This window comes from Hydrogenophaga atypica (assembly GCF_042665215.1).
Lineage (GTDB): Bacteria > Pseudomonadota > Gammaproteobacteria > Burkholderiales > Burkholderiaceae_C > Hydrogenophaga > Hydrogenophaga defluvii_A.
The window spans coordinates 16,637-32,335 of record NZ_JBHTCA010000027.1; the positions used below are offsets into that span (position 1 = coordinate 16,637).

A 15,699-nucleotide genomic window follows, 5' to 3' on the forward strand; every position below is an offset into this window, starting at 1 on the left:
TGTCCGCGCAGTGGGCCAAGCGCCAGGGCGCTGTTCTGCCAATGGGCTGCCATTCCTGGCAGTTGTAGTGGCACTGGCGTACACTGGCGACGTCCACCGTCGCCGACCATGCAAGCCCTGCCCGAACTCACCGCTTTTCTTGACGGGCTGCCCGAGCCCCATATCGTGTTCGATGCGCAGTACCGCATCCTTGCGGCCAACACCGCCTACCGACGTCAATTCAGCCCGCAGCGCAGCGTGATCGGGCGCACCTGCTACGAGGTGTCGCACCACTTTTCGGTGCCGTGTGACCAGGCGGGCGAAAGCTGCCCGCTGGCCCGCTCCCGCGAGTCTGGCCAACGTGAGCGTGTGCTGCACCTGCACCATACCCCGCAGGGCGAGGCCTATGTGAACATCGAACTGGCGCCCTTGCCGGGCGAGGATGGCACACCCGCTTTTTTTGTCGAGAAGATGGAGCCGCTGCGGGTGGCCGAGAGCCAGCCTGCCTCGCAGGGCCTGGTGGGCCGTGCGCCGGCCTTTCGGCACATGCTGGAGCTGGTGGCGCGTGTGGCCCGGTCACGTGCGACGGTTCTGCTGCTGGGTGAATCAGGTACTGGCAAGGAACTGGTGGCCCACGCCCTGCACGAGGCCAGCCCGCGCGCCGGCAAAGCGCTGGTGGCGGTGGACTGCTCCAGCTTGCCAGAGGCCTTGTTCGAGTCCGAGCTGTTTGGTCACGAGCGCGGTGCGTTCACCGGTGCGGCCGGCCCGCGCGGCGGGCTGGTGGAGGCCGCCAGCGGCGGCACCTTGTTCCTCGATGAAGTGGGCGACATCCCGCTGCCCATGCAGGTCAAGCTGTTGCGCCTGTTGGAAACGGGCACCTACAGGCGCGTGGGCAGCACGGATTTGCGGCATGCCGACATCCGCGTGGTGTCGGCCACCCACCGCGACCTGCCGGCCATGGTGGCCGATGGCCGCTTCCGCGAAGACCTGTACTACCGGCTGTGCACCTTTCCGATCCGCCTGCCCGCGTTACGCGAGCGCCGCGACGACATCGCTTTGCTGGCGCCGGCCTTGCTTGAACGTGTGGCTGCGCCCCGGCGGCTGCGTTTGTCCAAAGAGGCGTTGGCCCGCCTGACCACGCTGGAGTACCCAGGCAATGTGCGCGAGCTGCGCAACTTACTGGAGCGAGCCGCACTGTTGTGCGACGGTGATGTGGTGGAAGGCAGCCACGTGCAGATGGCGGTGGATACCGGCATCTGGGCGCGGCCAACCCGACACACATCGATGCCATTGCCACCGCAACCACTACCGCTTGCCACACCGCCTATCGGTCCGTCGGGCAGCCCACTGAAGTCACTCGAGCGCGACACTCTGCGCGCACTGGCCGCCGCTCACACTGGCAGCCGTGCGGAACTTGCCGCCCGGCTTGGCATGAGTGAAAGGTCGCTTTACCGCAAGCTCAAGGCATTGGGCTGAGCACAGCTGCGCTCACGATACACACAGCCAGCCCTTGGGCTGGGTTCACGCAATGGGCCAAGTCCTTCTCGGCCAGTGGGACGGCAGGGCCTGCGGGTCGTGTGTGATGAGCACACAGCAACGGCGCTCAAGCCAGGGACCGCATTGCGTGAGTATGTGTTGGACCAGGGCAGGCTCCAACCCACGGAATGGTTCATCCAGCAGCACCAATCCGGGATCGCGCAACAGCAGGGCTGCCAGCTGCAGACGCCGGGCCTGCCCGCCGGACACGCGGCTTCCTCTGGTGCCCAGGCGATAGTCCAAGCCCTCTCCCGTCTGTTGCAGCACAGCATCCAGTCCCACTTGGTGCAAAACCTCCCACAGACGCGGATCGGGCAGTTGCCTAAGGCCAAGACCTAAAAACGCATGTACGCTTAGATCCAGCAGAAGGTCGGATTGAGACAAATAGGCTACTTGGGCCGTTCGCGTGGCATGGTCCAACTCCAACAGGTTTTGGTCACCGTTCCATAAGCCACCTGTGAGCGGCGCCAACTCTCCTGATAGGGTGTCCATCAAGCTGCTTTTACCGCTGCCGCTAGGGCCATGTACCACCAGAGGCAGGCCTGCGTGCAGCGTTACGTTAAGCGCTGGGACCCCTTCTCGTTGGCGCTGGCAGCGCAAGTCCCGCAAGACCAGAGGTATGGCGCGGTCAATGGTTTTGCGTTCTGTTGCGGCAGCACCAGAGGTGGGCATGGTGGGTAAGCCCGTTTTTGATTCGAGCGCCATCAGGCGTTCAGCGGCTGCCTCGCTTTCGCCGAGACGCCAAAGTGCACCCGGCAATGTGCCCAGCGCCTCGTTCAAACCCAAGGTCATCAGGGACAGCAAAGCCAGCGTGGGTGCATCCACAGCGCTCCAGCCCAAAGCGATCACGCCCAGTGTGGCCAATGCCACCAGCGCCTGCACGCCGTGTTCTCCCAGACTGGCCACCGCCTCTTGTCGGTGCTGGCGTTGCAACTGGGCTTGGTCTAGTGTGGCCAAGTGGTCGGCGCTGGTCTGGGCTTTGCCGTAACTGCGAAGTTCGGCCAACCCGGCCAAGTGGTCCATCACAGCGGTACGCTGACTGGCACGCGCTTGCACCAGTAAGTGGCTGTGAGTGCGTCCCCAGCTAGCGGCTGCAACAGCCACCGCCAAAGTGCCGAGGCCACTGAGCGCAATGCACAGGGCGACCGACCAAGGACCTGCCACTGCGGCAATGGCCACAGACACAAACAAGCTGGCGCATGCCGCAAGCAAAGGACCAAACACGCGCAGCGGGGCACCATCCAGGGTGTCCACATCGGCCATCAGGCGCGTGACGATGTCGGCATCGCGGTAGGTGACTGGAACTTGCGGAGCTTGGTTGGCAAGGCTGTGAAAGACCCTCACCCGCAAGTCGGCCAACAGCCGCAGGATCGCCTCGTGACCAATCACGCGCTCGGCATAACGTCCCACCGTACGCACCAAAGCCAGCCCCCGAATAGTCGAAGAGGGTGTGAACACATCGAGCCCCAAGAGCAGCCCCAGGCCCGCCATGCCACAGGCGGTAATGAACCAGCCCGAGAGGGCCAGCAGCGCCCCGCCTGCTATCCAGGTCAGCGCAAGGCAGGCAAACGCCAAGGCCAGCCAAGATTGGCGTGGCCGATACAGGGCCCACAAGAAACGCCCCGTACTCATGTCGCCTCCAGCGTAAACACCCGATCGCAGCGCGCCAGCACGACGGGATCGTGGCTGGCAATGACCATGGCGACACCTCGTTCACGGGCACAGGTCCACAGGGTGGGCAGCAGTGCATCTCGGGTGTCTGCATCCAGTGCGGCAGTGGGCTCATCCAGCAACCACAGCGGCGCCTGTTGCAGCAGCGCCCGGGCCAGTCCAATGCGCTGAGCTTGGCCGCCAGAAATGCCTCGGTTTTGGTCACCAATCGGTGTATCCAGGCCCTGTGGAAGTTGCGGGTCGGGCAGGGGCAAACCCGCCGCAGCCAAGGCCGCAAGTAGCGCTGCGTCATCCGTGCCGTCCGAGTCCGTCGGGCAGGCCAACAGCAGATTGTTGCGCAGTGTGTCGTGGAACAGGTGAGGGCGCTGGGCCAGCCAGGACCAGCGCAGGCTGTGCCGCACCTGTCCATGCGATGAAGGCACCAACCCCGCCATTAAGTACAGCAGGGTGGATTTGCCGCTGCCGCTGGGCCCTGCCAGACCCAGCACCTCGCCGGCACCTACAACCAAGTTCAGATCCTGGAACAAAGGCTGGGTGTCAGACGTGTGGTGAAAACCAACTTGCTCCATCACCAGCACTTGGCCCGAATCAGGGGACAGCGTGTTCGAAGTCTCCAGCGCTTTGGCTGTGCTTGGCTGAATCCAGGGAGCCAAAGTTTCTGCTGCCGCCTTCGCAGCCGTCAGGTCGTGGTGAGCCTGGGCCAGTTGGCGCAGTGGCACAAAGCACTCTGGTGCCAGCAGCAGGATGAACAGGCCTTCGCCCAAAGTCAGAGCAGATGCAGGCCCCCAGGTGAACATGCCCAGCAAGGCAAAACCGATGTAGATGGCCAGCAAACCAATGGCGACCGCGCTGAAAAACTCCAGCGTGGCTGAAGACAAAAAGGCCACGCGCAGCACGCGCATGGCCACCCGCCGGTAATCCTGGGCCGCTTCGGAAACCGCCTGCTCGGATTCAGCCAACGCCCCCATGCGGCGCAGCCAAGGCAGGGATTCCAGCCGTTCCAGCAAATGACCCGCCAACTCGGCCTGACGGGTCTGTTGGGTGGCATGTACCGCCTGGGTTCCCCAACCGATAAGCGCCATGAACAACGGAATGATCGGCGTGGCCAGAAGCAGTAACAGGCCAGCGATCCAGTGGATCGCAAAGACCATCACGATGATTGAGAGTGGCACCAGCACCGCTGCTTGTCGGGCTGGCAGGTAACGGGCAAGATAACCGTGCAAAGCATCGACCTGGTCAAGTAGACGCTGGGTCCACCAGGCCGTGTTGCCTTGGGCCCTTAACCAAAGTGGCCCGCGTGCTGTGGCGTGGTCCAGCAATTGCGAACGCAGGATATGGCGCACCTGCAAGGACAGGGCCTGTCCCGCTCCGTCGCGCGCCCAGTGGCCAAGCGCTCGCAAGATCACGCCGGCGACCGCCAACGCCATCCTCGCGGGGTCCGGTGAGACGCCTTGCACAGCACTGTTGACCCAATGGGCCAAGGCTGAACAAAAGAGCCACAGCCCCAGCACGCCTGCGAGGGAGCCAGCAGCCGCCTGGCCTAAGTACCGCCCCTTGCCCTGGCGCAAGCGGGCTAAAAAGCGGGGCGGCGTGAGGGTTCCTGCTTCAGTGGTAACCGGCACCCGCTCGCACCTTGCCGCGGAAAACGTAATAGGTCCAGGCGGTGTACATCAGCACGAAGGGAATGACGAACAGCACGCCCACCAGCAGGAACAGCTGGCTTTCAGGCGCAGAGGCCGCGTCGTGGAATGTGTATTTGGGGGGCACGACGTAGGGCCATTTGCTGAACAGGAGCCCGCCGTAAAACAGCGCGAACAGAGCGATGGTGCCGATGAAGGGCAGGGCTTCACGGCCAGTTTTCAGCCAGTTCCAGAGGAGGCCGGCCAGCACCGCGGTCAATGCGGGAATGACCCACAGCCAGGACACATTGCCAAACCAGCGACTATGAACATAACTGTCGAGCATGGGCGTCCAGACACTAACGATAACGAAGAACACCATCACCGTCAGCAGCAGCTTGCGTGCCCAACCGCGAACCCGCTCCTGCAGTGTGCCTTCGGTTTTGAGCACCAGCCAGGTAGCCCCAAGCAGGGCGTAGCCGACCACCAGACCCAGACCAGTCATCACGGTAAAGGGGGTCAACCAGTCAAAGGCGCCACCCACATAACGCATGTTTTCAGTCTTGAAGCCCTGGATGTAGGAGCCAACAACCGCGCCCTGGGCAAACGCCGCGACAAATGAGCCAATGCTGAAGGCCGCATTCCACCAGTGACGTTTTTCCGGCGAAGCCTTGAAGCGGAACTCGAAGGCAATCCCGCGAAAAATCAAACCTGCGAGCAACAGGAATACGCCGATGTAGAGCGCAGGCAGAAACACCGTGTAGACCAGGGGAAACGCTGCCAGCAGGCCCGCGCCGCCGAGGATGAGCCAGGTTTCGTTGCCGTCCCAGACCGGTGCGACGGAATTCATCATCACGTCGCGCTCTTGCTCATCGGCAGCGAAGGGAAACAGCATGCCAACGCCCAAGTCAAAGCCGTCTGCCAGGACGTACATCAGCAGACCGAAGCCGATGATGCCAACCCAAAGATAGGTGAAGTCGTACATGAGTGACTTCCTTTCAGGACTTGAAGAACGAGGGGGCCATGCCCGACTGCTCCAGCTCCGCAGCGGACAGGGGCCGCTTGGGGCGGCCGGCATCTGCGCCATGAGCGGGAACGTCAGTGATACCGTGATTGATCACCTTGCGCAGGTAGTGGAGCCCGGCGGTGAACACGACCGCGTACACGGCGGCATAACCAATGAGGGAGAACAACGCCATCCAGCCCTTCAAACTGGGCGTGAGGGCCTCAGCAGCCGTCATCACACCATAGATTAAGTAAGGCTGGCGGCCTATTTCGGTCACAAACCAACCTGCCAGAACGGCAATGAAAGGAGCGGGAATCATCCAGACCAGCGCTCGCAGGAAAACGCGTGACTGCAACAGCGTGCCACGCCAGACCAGGAAGGCACCAACCAACCCCGCCAAGATCATCAGCATGCCGATGCCCACCATCACGCGAAAGCTCCAGAACACCATGAACACGGGCGGGCGCTTGTCAGGGGTGACCTCCGTCAGACCCTTGATTTCGCCCTCCGGATCGTGTTTGAGGATGATGCTGGCCAGCTTGGGAATGCCGATTTCGGCATGGTTGGTTTCCTTGGCCTGGTCGGGCAACGCGAACAACAGCAGCGGCGCGCCCTTCTCGGTATGCCAAACACCCTCCATGGCTGCCACTTTGGTGGGTTGGTGCTCAAGGGTGTTCAGACCGTGCATGTCACCAATGAACAACTGCAGGGGTGCAATGAAGGCCAGCAGCACCAAGGTCATCTTCAGCGCACGCTGGGCGGATTCCACAGCGTGGCCGCGCAGCACGAACAGGGCCGAGACGCCTGCGACCACAAAGCCGCCCGTCAGGAACGAGGCCAGTGCCATGTGTGCAAAACGGTAGGGGAAAGATGGGTTGAAGATGGCCTCGAACCAACTGGTGACATGCACCATGCCGTCGCGGATTTCATAGCCCGTCGGGGTTTGCATCCAAGAGTTGGCCGACAAAATCCAGAACGAGGAGATAAAGGTACCAATCGCCACCATGTAGGCCGAGAGCAGGTGCAGGCCTGGCGGCACTTTATGGCGGCCAAACAGCAACACGCCAAGAAACGCCGCCTCCAGGAAGAACGCTGTCACCACCTCATAGGCCAATATGGGCCCCAGGAAATTGGAAGCAAAGTAGGCAAAATTGCTCCAGTTCGTGCCGAACTGAAAGGCCATGACCAAGCCTGAAACCACGCCCATGCCGAAGACCACGGCAAACACCTTGATCCAGAAAGCCGCCAGACGCTCCCAATGAGGGTTCGCGGTGCGCAGGGCAATTGTTTCCAGCACGGCGATGTAGCTGGCCAGCCCGATGGTGAACACCGGGAAGATGGCGTGGAATGACACCACGAACGCGAACTGAAGCCTGGATAAGAAAAGAGGGTCAAGTTCCATGAGGGCTTCTCCACTTAAATTGATGGGCCGTATTCATCAGGGGATGATGATATTCAAATTTATCGTGTTTGATGTTCAAAACGATCTGAGAGCCTAGTTGCCTGAGATGGCTTCAAAGTTGCCATACGGCGCCATACGGCGGCCAAAAAATCGATGATTTCATGTGCATGCGGTTCTAATGCCTCGCGTAAGTCGTGTGGGCCATCCACGGCCAGTATTCGCACATATCCACCTGCGTCCCACGCCGCCTCAGCCAGCCGCTCCGCGTCGGAAAAGGGCACGGCCTCGTCTTGCCGGCCGTGCACCAGCAGTACCGGGGTTGTTAACTTGGCAATGGTGTGTATGGGTGCAATGTCGTCAAACCGCGCACCGATCACCTCTTGAACATGGGCCAGGATGGTCTGCCCCACCACCCGCTGCGGCAGGTGGTGTTCCGCCAGCCAGCGGCGCATCACCTCGGCCGGGTGCGCAAAGGCCGACAGGCTGACCACCGCCGCCACCTTGGGCTGGCCCTGTGCCGCGTGCAGCAGGCAGGCACCCGCGCCCACCGAATGGCCCAGCAGCGCAAGCCGCTGGGCGTCCACGCCAGGTTGCTGCACCAGCCAAAGCAGCGCGGTGGCAATGTCCTCGGCAAAGCGGGGCAGCGAGGTGAAGTCGGCGCCATCGCTCTCGCCATGGCAGCGGGCATCAAGCAGGCCCACCACATGGCCGGTGTCCACCAGCGGCTGAACCACCGGCCACATCATGGCGGCGTTGGCGCCCCAGCCGTGCATGACCAACACGGTGGGAGCAGATGTTGAGGCCGATGCGTTGGGGCGGATCAACCACGCCGCCAGTTGTTTTCCTGCCGATGTGCTGAGACGATGTGCGCTGAGCGTGCCTCCGCGCAAGGCTCGCTGATGGATCGGCGGCTCATGTGGCAGCCGTGGCGCACGCAGTGCCCGAAGCAGGGCGTGGTGGAATACCCAGCGCAGGCCCATGCGGGGCCAGCGCCACGGGTTCAGGCGACCATTGAAGGGCACAGCGATGGGCGGGTGGTTCAGCACTTCTGCCAGACGCCCCGCACCACATGGGCAGGGCCCTGGTGCCCCGGGCCTTCGTCGAGGTGCGTCTCACACTCCAGGCTCATCAGCTCGCGCGTTTCGGCCGCAAAGTCAGCACGCAACAGATCCAGGGTGTAGAGCATGGCGACGTCTTTTGGGCCACCGCTGCGCAGGTGCAGTTGTTTGGGTGTGAAGGCCTCGATCAGCACCAGCCCACCTGGCTTAAGTGCTTGGAGCAGCCGCTGATGCACCTGGGCGCGGATGGCGGTCGGCAAGTGCACGAACACCAGCGCCAATGCGTCAAATAGCTGCGCAGGCGCTTCCCATTCGGTCAGGTCGGCCAGTTCTGTGTGCAGCGTCACGCCACGTTGCGCGGCGAGTGCACGGGCCTTGTCCAGCCCCACTTGCGAGTAGTCCACGGCCGTCACGTCATGACCTTGTTGCGCCAGCCAGACACCGTTGCGGCCCTCGCCATCGCCAGGCACCAGCACGCGGCTGCCTCTGGCAAGTCGATGCGCTTCCGCAGCGATGAAGGCGTTGGGCGCGGTGCCGTATTTGTAGCCAGCGCCGGAAAAATTGTGGTCCCAGAAGTTCATGTGCTGAGTCTATTTCTTGCCCGAGGGCAGGTCTGCGTAGTAGCGTGCGAGCGCCTCAATTTCGTCGCGGGTCAGGCGTTTAGCGAATGCGCTCATGCCTTTAGCCGCGTCGTTTGCACGTTGTCCACTCTGGTAGTCGAGCAGGGTGCGCGTGAAGTACAGCGGGTTCTGGCCGGCCAGCGCCGCCGCTTCGAGTTTGCCACCCTGGCCAGCCACACCGTGGCAACTGGCGCAAGGGGTGATCAGGCGCGCCGGGTCGCCCTTGCGCACCAGGCGCTCGGCGTCTGCCGCGCTCGTTGGGCGCGGTGTGCCATCGTCGCGCGGGGCGGGTTGGGCAGCGTAGAAGGCCGACACGTCCGAGATCTGCTGCGGGGTCATCATCACCGCTATGTCGTGCATCAGTTCGGCACGTTGTCCCTCCAGGCGCAGGCGGCTTTGGTAGTCGAGCAACATCTTGGCGGTGTACGCTGCCTTTTGGCCGGCCAAGTGGGGCCAGTTCTGTGTGGGGGCCTGTCCGTTGTCGCCGTGGCACGAGGCGCAAAACAGCTGCTGGTGCACCACCCGGCCGCGCTCGGCATTGCCGGCGGGCAAGGTGTTCAAGGCGTTGCGCAGGGCGGCAGGTGTCCAGGCGGCTGGCGCAGCGGTGGGGGCGTGCGCGGCGGCGCTGTGGCTGGGCGCCGGTTCTTTGGCCAAAGCCCCGCCCAGGGTCAGTCCCATGGCCATGGCGATGCCGGTCAAAGCAAGGGCCGTGAGCGCTTGCGACCCAGTGCTGCGGGTGGCGCGTGCCAGTGTTCGGGGATAAGTCAATGGCATGGCAGCACCTCAGGCAAAACAGTCGGCGGTGAAGGTGCGCAGCCAGGCCTGCTGGTAGCGGGCCCCCAGCTTGATCTGCGCCGGTGTGGCGTCCAGTGGCAGGTAGCGTGCGCGGGTGTTGATGCGGCCGATCTTGCCGTCGGCACCGATCTTGAAGACGTCGGCCACAAACAGCCCGTAATCCTTGCCGGCCAACGCGTAGCAGGTGTTTTCCCACAACGGTTCGGGGGCAGGGCGGCCGGACAGACTCTCCACAATCGCACGCGCCACCACCTTGGCCTGCGTGTTAGCAGAGAAGCCGCTTTTGGGCATGGCGTCGGCAATGCTTGCGTCGCCAATGACGTGCACGTTGGGGTGCAGCGTTGATGCAAAATCGCGCCGCTGCACCGGGCAGAAGCCGCTGCCGTCGCTCAGGCCCAATGTCTGGGCCAAAGCGCCCGCCCGCATGGGTGGGATGACGTTGATCACGTCGGCCCGGATCACGTCGCCCTCGGTCTCGATGCGCATCTGTTTCGCGTCGATCTTGAGTGTGCGGCCGCCGTCCTTGCCGCGCACCCAGCTCAGCATGCTGGTGCCGCTGTGACGCTGGATGTCAACCTTGTCCTGCATCTTCTTGATGTAGTCGTCGGGCAGGTTGAATCTGTACAGCCTGTTCCAACCCAGCATCATGGTTTCGTCGGTGACGAAGCTGTCCTTGGGGTCCACGATGATGACTTTGGCGCTGGGGTTGTGTTTTTGAAACCACTCGGTCATGAGTGCCGCGCGCTCGTAAGGCCCCGGCGGGCAGCGGTAGGGGTTGGGCGGCGCGGCCAGCACAAAGGTGCCGCCCTGGCGCATGCCTTGCAGCTGTTTGGCCAGCAAGGCGGTCTGTTCACCCGGTATCCAGCCCGAAGGCACGGCACTGCGCGCCACCGCTTCCGAATAGCCCTCGTAGGCGCCGTACAGCAGCTCGATGCCCGGCGACACCACCAGGCGGTCGTAGGCAATGTGTTGTTTGCCGGCAGTGCTCACCGTGCGGGACACGGGGTCGAAGCCGGTGACGGTGTCGAACACGAAGTTCACGCCGTAGGTGTTGTTCAGCGCGTCGTAGCTGACGTTGAGATCGTCCATGCGCGCGTGCTGGTTGAGCACTTCCGATGAACCGTAGGGCCGCACATAGGTGCGGTTTTTTTCGATGACGGTGACTTTGAGCGCCGGGTTGAACAGCTTGAGGTACTTGGCCGTGGTGGCTCCGCCCACGCCACCGCCAACGATGACGATTTGCGCGCGTTCTTGTGCGAACGCGAGGCGGGGTGCGGCGCTGCTGGCCAGCAGACCCAGCGCCTGGGCGAGCCAGTCGCGCCGGTTGGATGATGGGGACTCGGTGGTCATGGCTTGTCTCCGGTGGCAGGCACGCGGGCAAAGAACTCGGCCATGGCCTGGATCTCGGCATCGCTGAAGCCCTGGGCCACGTGGCCCATCAGGGTGGAAGGGCGACGGCTTTCGCGGAAGTCGATCATGGTGGTGACGAACTGGCGAGCAGGCATGGCCGCCAGCGGCATGAAGGCTTCGTCGCCCAGGCGGCCCAGCGTGCCGTGGCAGGCCGCACAGGTGTGGGCCATGGCCTCGCCCGACACGGGTGTTGGCGGGCTGGGGGCGGTTGTTGCGGCGGCGGTGGCAGCCGCGGTGCTGCGGGTCTGCGCGACGGCCCGCACGGTCAGTGACGCGGCCGCCGTGGCCAGCAGCGCCACCAGCAAGCTCCACAGCAGCACTTTGGCTGTGGCTGGGGGGGTGGATGCGTTGTGTTTCATGGTTCAGCGCGCCCAGACAAAAAAGCCGACAGCAAAGTACAGAACCGTCCAGCCGACCAGCAGGCCGACCGACCACTGGCCCATGCGGGTGACAGCGGCGCTGGGGGTGTACAGGCCCTTGCTCTGCCCGGCCTGCCAGGCCACGGTGAGCAGGTAGGCCAGCGTCACGCCGCCAACCACGCCAAAGGTGGTGAAGAACAGGCTGGTGCTGTACCAGTCCATGTTGATCTTGTAGTCCATGGCGTTGTAGCCGTGCGTGCCCAGCAGGGTGACGAAGCGCAGCATCTCGCGCGCCGCGCCCACCACAATCAGGCTCACCGCGCCAGCACCGAAGATGCCGTAGCCCCAGATGCCTGAGTCGATGCGGTCGCGCAGCACCAGCGGCAGCGCGACCACGGCGGCCAGCGCCACCGCGGCCATCAGCAGCCAGACGGAGCTGGCAAACCAGGCCATTTTCTCGGGCAGGGTGGCCATCCACACGGCGCCGACCAGCACCGACACCACGCCGCCAAAGACCATCAGCTGCTGCGCCAGACCCCGCAACCAGCCCAGGTAGACGGCATCGGCCTCGTTGCCGCCTTGCAGGTAGCGGCGGTAGCCGTAGAGCCAGGCACCTGTGACCGGGGCCGACAACGCGATGAAGAACAGGAAACGCGGCAGATGCCAGTAGTGCAGTTCGCGCCCGGCCGGGTTCACCACGCCTTGCGGCGCGTACCAGGCCATCCACTCTTCGGGGAAAAGCATCTGGTTGGTCAGGCTGTGCACGATGAAGCCCACGGCCAGCAGCAGCGCCAGGGACAACACCATCCACACGCCGCCCTTGCCACCATCTGCCACGATGTCGTGGTTCTGCCAGTAGAAGATGTACATGGCGATGTAGCCCAGGATCAGCAGCACGATAAAGCCGATCACCCACCAGGCCGAGAGCACGTTGGAGGTGTACCAGAACGGGTCGTACACGACCTGCACAAACAGCAGCGGTGCCACACCGATCACGATGGCGACCGAGACCGCGATCTTGGCGGTGACCAGCATGGCCTGGGCCAGGCGGCGCCAGTGTTGGCTGGCGCTGAAGGCGCCGCGCAGCGTGAGCGTGGCAGCGCCCAGCATGACCTGCACAGCCGCCATGTGTAGCGCGAAGGTGAGCACACCCAGCACCAGGAACACCAGCGGGTGCGAGGGCACACCGGCTTGGTCGCGCAGCGCATAAAGCATTTCAGGGGTCATGTTCTTACTCCTTGACCACGGTAGCACTGGCCGGGGCTTGCGCCGTGGCTGTGGTGGCTGCGGGTTGCAGCGTGAGGATGAAGCTCGCCAGGGCGCGGGCTTCTTCGTCGTTGAACGGAATTTGCGGCATGTACAGCGTGTTGCCGCCCGAGAGCGCGGCCTGCAGGTACTCGGCCACGTCGGCTTCGGTGTGGTCGCCTGGGAAGTAGTTGCGCAGCGGGCGCATGCCGGTGGCCGACAGCGAGTGGCAGTTGGAGCAGGTGTTGAGCGCCAGCAGGCGACCGGCCTCGACGCGGTTGCCGTCGTTGATGGCGCGCAGCGCCTCGGGCACGAACACCAGGGTCTTCATGAAACCGTGGGCTTCGATCTTGGGAATGTCGGACTGCACGCCCATGCCCGGCACGTCGCGCCCGATCACCTGGTTGGAGTACACGTACTGCCCGGCCACCCAGGGCTTGCGGATCGATTCGCGCGCCACCTCTTCAGGCCAGAGGCCAAAGACCAGCATCACCACCGTCATGACCGCCGCCACGCTGGTGACCAGCGCGCGCGGCTGCACCAGCGTGAGGACGAAATAGGCCAACATGCCGGCCACCACCGCCATGAGCGCGGTAGGGAAGTAATCCGGCAGGCGGTTTTGCAACACCACGTCGGCCGACTCGGGCAGAGTGGCGAGGTACCACTGCAGCATGCCAGCACCGGCCAATGTGGCGACGATGCCTAGCCAGGCCAGCTTGGCCGCGATGCTCTTCTTGAGCGCGAGATCCTTGAACTGGCCGGCCACGATGCCGCCGACCACCGCCGTCATGGCGAACATGAAGGCGCTGCGCATGCCCAGCTGGGCGAAGGTGTTGGGGCCGTAGAAAGCATTGAGCACGCCGCCGGTCTCGGTCCACTCGGCCTTGCCGGGCCACATCATGAAGCTGAGGATGCCCACGATGACCAGCATGGTGGTGTAGGAGGTCAGGCCAAAGATCAGCGCGATGCGCGTGTGCGTCTTCACATCGACCTTGCCCACCAGGTAGATCAGCATGTAGACGCCCACCACCTCGATCACGAAGAACACCCATTCGGTGGCCCACATCCAGACAAAGCTGTGGATCAGCGCCGAAATGCCGCGCGGGCTGGCCACCGTGGTGGAGTACCAGATGCCCGGACCGGTGATGGAGCCCAGCACGTAGCTGAACACCAGCAGGAACAGGCCGTAGCGCTTGATGAATTCCAGCAGCTCGGGTTTGTTGTGGCGGTGCGCGTGGTTGGCCAGCCAGGCGAAAAAAATGGCCGCGCCGACCGAGGTGTGTGAAAACAGCACGTGGATCGTGGCGATGAAGCCAACGATCCAACCGCTGCCAACCCCCGGTTCAAACCAGGTGGGGTACAGACCGATCATGTCCATGGGTGAAATGTCTCCTGCCGGGCCGGAAGCCCCGTTCCCCGGCCAGGGAATGCTGGCAGGGTTTGCGACAACATTTACAAGAAGCGTGCCAGCCCACATCACTGCGAAATGCCATAAAAAAACAAGCACTTACGCGCCTTGTGCGCCGGTGAAGCACTGTCGTGGACTGCCTTTGGCAGTCATGGCTGCCGTCTATGACTGCCACGGAGCCACGCGGTACCGTCAGGCCTGAGCTTCGCTGCCTTCCATGCGCTGCCGTGATTGAAGAATTGACGAAAATGGCTGCCAAAAGTGGCGGTTTGGCGGGCTGCCAGTCTCTTTGATCAGAGCGAATCTGATTAAGTGGTTGATTTGATGGAGGTTTTCAGGGCTTCTTGGGCTGGCACGGATATTGGTTAGACAAGGGCCGTTGTGCCATGAACACCCGAGACCAAGCCCTGCTCCGCAAGCTCATCTGGACCGTGCTGATCAAGCTGATCGCGCTGTCGGCCCTGTGGTGGGTGTTTGTGCGCGACGCGCAAGTGGCCGTGGACGAGGGTGCCGCGGCCCGGCAATTGCTGGCGCCCAGCGTCAGCGCCACCCAGGAGTAATCACGTGATTTCGGATCAACTGGTCGATCTCTCAAGGCTGCAGTTCGCGGCCACGCTCATCTTCATGCCGCTGATCGTGCTCTACACGTCATGGGCCTACCGGGTCATGCGGGGCAAGGTCACCGCCGCCTACATCCGCGAAAACGAACACGGGGCGTATTGAGCCTCAACCAACAAGGAGTCCAACATGTGGTATTTCGCCTGGGTTCTCGGCATCGGCTTTGCGGTGCTGCTGGCCATCCTCAACGCCATGTGGGGCGAGACAGAAATGGAACGCCAGCGCCAGCGCGCTGACGGCCCCCGATGAACACCGAGGCGCCTGCTGCGCCTGCTGCGCCAGCCAGCCTGCACCTGCCCAGTCTGGTGGCCGCGGTGCTGATCATGGTCATTGGCAGCGTGTACCCGTTGCTGTTTGCCGACGCGCAAGGGCGGGCCGACCACAGCCTGGCCACGGCCTTGTTCTGGGCCATGAGCGCTGGCTTGGTGCGGGGCGTGGGTTTTGTGCCCCGCTTCTGGCTCTGGCGTGGGCTGTTTTCCGGCTGGGCCGTGCTGGTCGCGCTGGCCCTGGCTGCCTGGCTGCGCTGGGGTGTTTGAGCCCTTCCAAACAAACGAATTCAAACCGAGAGATTCACCATGAAACAACTTCACTTCCAGGAAAAGTACCCGCTCACCGTCTTGGACATCGCCAAGACCGAGACCCAGCACACCAGCGTGGCCGACATCGTCGATCACTTCAAAGCCTGCATTGCCAGCACCCCGCGCGTGAGCTACATCGGCACGTTTGACCACCACGCCCACACCCAGGCCATCGGTGGTGACATCGCGCCCGATATCGTGGCCGCCACCAATGTGCTGTTCTGCTTTGGCCATGCCTTGCCCAACCCCCAGGTGCTGGCGGTGCGTCCGCGCAGCATCGGTGTTGCAGACCTGGGCGACAAGTTTGTGGTCAGCTTCATGGACGCGCCCATGAAGCCGGCCAACGACGCCATGCAGTCCTGGGCGCTCGCACTGAAGAACGCCTGACCGGCGCG

The 15,699-nt window shown here is 63.4% G+C and carries 16 protein-coding genes and 1 pseudogene; 6 read left to right on the forward strand and 11 right to left on the reverse strand.

What is annotated here, in order from left to right; translation table 11 throughout:
* Positions 1-108 precede the first annotated feature (108 nt).
* Positions 109-1,455 (forward strand): sigma-54 interaction domain-containing protein, encoded by a 1,347-nt coding sequence (locus ACFQPB_RS20455; protein ID WP_382227348.1) that lies wholly within the window; start codon positions 109-111, stop codon positions 1,453-1,455.
* A gap of 45 nt (positions 1,456-1,500) precedes the next feature.
* Here the strand turns inward: ACFQPB_RS20455 and ACFQPB_RS20460 are convergent, their stop codons facing one another.
* From ACFQPB_RS20460 to ACFQPB_RS20510, 11 genes are read right to left on the reverse strand one after another with little or no spacing between them, the layout of a single operon-like run.
* The gene (locus tag ACFQPB_RS20460; protein WP_382227351.1) at positions 1,501-3,147 is read right to left on the reverse strand and encodes an amino acid ABC transporter ATP-binding/permease protein; all 1,647 of its coding nucleotides are present in this window, start codon (positions 3,145-3,147) and stop codon (positions 1,501-1,503) included.
* Positions 3,144-4,808, reverse strand: coding sequence for a thiol reductant ABC exporter subunit CydD (cydD, locus tag ACFQPB_RS20465; protein WP_382227354.1), 1,665 nt, complete (start codon positions 4,806-4,808; stop codon positions 3,144-3,146). The genes ACFQPB_RS20460 and cydD overlap by 4 nt, the downstream gene beginning before the upstream one ends.
* Positions 4,792-5,790, reverse strand: coding sequence for a cytochrome d ubiquinol oxidase subunit II (gene cydB / locus ACFQPB_RS20470; protein WP_382227357.1), 999 nt, complete (start codon positions 5,788-5,790; stop codon positions 4,792-4,794). The genes cydD and cydB overlap by 17 nt, the downstream gene beginning before the upstream one ends.
* A 13-nt stretch (positions 5,791-5,803) precedes the next feature.
* Complete coding sequence (locus ACFQPB_RS20475; RefSeq protein ID WP_382227360.1) at positions 5,804-7,213, reverse strand: cytochrome ubiquinol oxidase subunit I; 1,410 nt, start codon at positions 7,211-7,213, stop codon at positions 5,804-5,806.
* Positions 7,214-7,272: 59 nt separating this feature from the next.
* The gene (locus tag ACFQPB_RS20480; RefSeq protein ID WP_382227454.1) at positions 7,273-8,193 is read right to left on the reverse strand and encodes an alpha/beta hydrolase family protein; all 921 of its coding nucleotides are present in this window, start codon (positions 8,191-8,193) and stop codon (positions 7,273-7,275) included.
* Between the two features lie 59 nt (positions 8,194-8,252).
* Positions 8,253-8,852: an SAM-dependent methyltransferase gene (locus ACFQPB_RS20485; RefSeq protein ID WP_382227361.1), complete on the reverse strand. Its 600-nt coding sequence runs from the start codon at positions 8,850-8,852 to the stop codon at positions 8,253-8,255.
* A gap of 9 nt (positions 8,853-8,861) precedes the next feature.
* Positions 8,862-9,665 carry a c-type cytochrome gene (locus ACFQPB_RS20490; RefSeq protein WP_382227364.1) on the reverse strand — a complete coding sequence of 268 codons (804 nt, stop codon included), beginning with the start codon at positions 9,663-9,665 and terminating at the stop codon, positions 8,862-8,864.
* 9 nt (positions 9,666-9,674) lie between these two features.
* Complete coding sequence (locus ACFQPB_RS20495; RefSeq protein WP_382227367.1) at positions 9,675-11,036, reverse strand: FCSD flavin-binding domain-containing protein; 1,362 nt, start codon at positions 11,034-11,036, stop codon at positions 9,675-9,677.
* A complete protein-coding gene (locus tag ACFQPB_RS20500; protein WP_382227370.1) occupies positions 11,033-11,455 on the reverse strand; it encodes a c-type cytochrome in 423 nt (140 codons plus the stop codon). Before ACFQPB_RS20500 ends, ACFQPB_RS20495 begins: the two co-directional genes overlap by 4 nt.
* Before the next feature lie 3 nt (positions 11,456-11,458).
* The gene (locus ACFQPB_RS20505; RefSeq protein WP_382227373.1) at positions 11,459-12,682 is read right to left on the reverse strand and encodes a hypothetical protein; all 1,224 of its coding nucleotides are present in this window, start codon (positions 12,680-12,682) and stop codon (positions 11,459-11,461) included.
* A 4-nt stretch (positions 12,683-12,686) separates the two neighbouring features.
* Positions 12,687-14,078, reverse strand: a complete 1,392-nt coding sequence (locus tag ACFQPB_RS20510; protein WP_382227376.1) for a c-type cytochrome — start codon at positions 14,076-14,078, stop codon at positions 12,687-12,689.
* A gap of 416 nt (positions 14,079-14,494) precedes the next feature.
* Between ACFQPB_RS20510 and cydP the strand changes: the two genes are divergently transcribed.
* The 5 genes and pseudogenes from cydP to ACFQPB_RS20535 all read left to right on the forward strand — a co-directional run bounded on the left by cydP (position 14,495) and on the right by ACFQPB_RS20535 (position 15,691).
* A complete protein-coding gene (gene cydP, locus ACFQPB_RS20515; protein WP_382227379.1) occupies positions 14,495-14,668 on the forward strand; it encodes a cytochrome oxidase putative small subunit CydP in 174 nt (57 codons plus the stop codon).
* Positions 14,669-14,705: 37 nt separating this feature from the next.
* Positions 14,706-14,831: pseudogene (locus ACFQPB_RS20520) on the forward strand (cytochrome d ubiquinol oxidase subunit II); the annotation flags it as partial.
* 24 nt (positions 14,832-14,855) lie between these two features.
* Positions 14,856-14,975 (forward strand): cytochrome bd-I oxidase subunit CydX, encoded by a 120-nt coding sequence (gene cydX / locus ACFQPB_RS20525; RefSeq protein WP_382227384.1) that lies wholly within the window; start codon positions 14,856-14,858, stop codon positions 14,973-14,975.
* Positions 14,972-15,262, forward strand: coding sequence for a cyd operon YbgE family protein (locus ACFQPB_RS20530; RefSeq protein WP_382227387.1), 291 nt, complete (start codon positions 14,972-14,974; stop codon positions 15,260-15,262). The genes cydX and ACFQPB_RS20530 overlap by 4 nt, the downstream gene beginning before the upstream one ends.
* Positions 15,263-15,301: 39 nt before the next feature.
* Positions 15,302-15,691, forward strand: coding sequence for a DUF6858 family protein (locus ACFQPB_RS20535; protein ID WP_382227390.1), 390 nt, complete (start codon positions 15,302-15,304; stop codon positions 15,689-15,691).
* Positions 15,692-15,699 lie beyond the last annotated feature (8 nt).